Source organism: Belnapia moabensis DSM 16746, assembly GCF_000745835.1.
Taxonomy (GTDB): domain Bacteria; phylum Pseudomonadota; class Alphaproteobacteria; order Acetobacterales; family Acetobacteraceae; genus Belnapia; species Belnapia moabensis.
This window is the reverse complement of sequence record NZ_JQKB01000289.1, coordinates 1-1,039: the sequence shown is the minus strand read 5'-3', so window position 1 is coordinate 1,039 and position 1,039 is coordinate 1. Positions and strand designations below refer to the sequence as shown.

1 protein-coding gene is annotated in these 1,039 nt (G+C 60.3%); it reads right to left on the bottom strand.

What is annotated here, in order from left to right; translation table 11 throughout:
• Positions 1-731: 731 nt before the first annotated feature.
• Positions 732-1,039: hypothetical protein (locus EP26_RS37125; RefSeq protein WP_211259654.1), on the bottom strand; the 308-nt coding region annotated here is incomplete at its 5' end.

Sequence of the window (1,039 nt, the reverse complement as noted above, 5' to 3'; positions counted from 1 at the left end):
CATGGTCCATCCCCATATGCCATGCCAGCCGATGAATCACGTCCGTCCGCGTCGGATCAAGCCCCAAGAGGCAGACCTTCAGACGCCGGGTATAACGGGACATCGACGGTGCCCTGGCCGAGAGCGGCCGGCTGAACGAATGGATCGAGGCGGTGCTGGCGACGCGGCCCTCGGGGCGGATGCTAGCCTTGGCGGATGGTGTTGGCGGGGAGGCCGTGGCGCGTCACATGGCCATTCCAGGCGGCGCCAGTTCGGCCAGCGCGGAGGGTCGGCCCGAAAGGCGTGATGGGTTGCTTTAAGGGCTTGAACTTGATCGGCTGGGCTGCCAAATAGGCGCCCCGCCACAGGGCGGTGCTCTTTCGGAAGATGTCTCGCCGAGCTTGAAGCCAAGTCTCGAGAAGCTTAGATCAAGTACCTGCCGTGGCGTCAGACCCTTTCTAAAGGTTCAGGCGGCTGGGTTTTGAAGTGGGGGCTGAAAGGCTTCATCTCGCTGGTCTGCCGCAAGGCGGTTTGGTTGGAAGGCTTAAGCAACTAGGTCTTGACGTCGGGGCCGAGAGGCTCCAAATTAGGTCCCCGTTGCGAGGCGGATCGCTTCCAAGAGGTCGAGGTGATTGGGCCTTGAAGTCGGTGCCGAGAGATACTATTTCAGTAATCCGCCGCTGAGGCGGAGGCTCCGGGGGGAGGGGGACAGCCCCGGAGCGGGCCTGAAACTGGCGCTTGTGAGCGCTAAGTCAGATGCTCTGTAGCGGGGCGGTTGCTCTTTTCAGGCCAGTTGGTGGCGCCTTTGGGTGTTGCTGATTGTGGTTGGAGATTGAGGGCCACTCGGCTGCTAAACCTTGATCTTTGTGCCTTTGGGCACTGGGTTTGTCCTGCATTAATGTGGGAGCGTTCTTTGTTGGCTCTGGGTTGTGCCAGTGATGGCGCGCCGGGTCGAGAAAGGATGGGTTCTTTGATAATCGCATCGGTCTTTTGGAAGACGATGGATCGTCGCTTGGCTTTACGGCTGAGGGATGGTTTGCATCGAGAGTGGTGAGCGGAG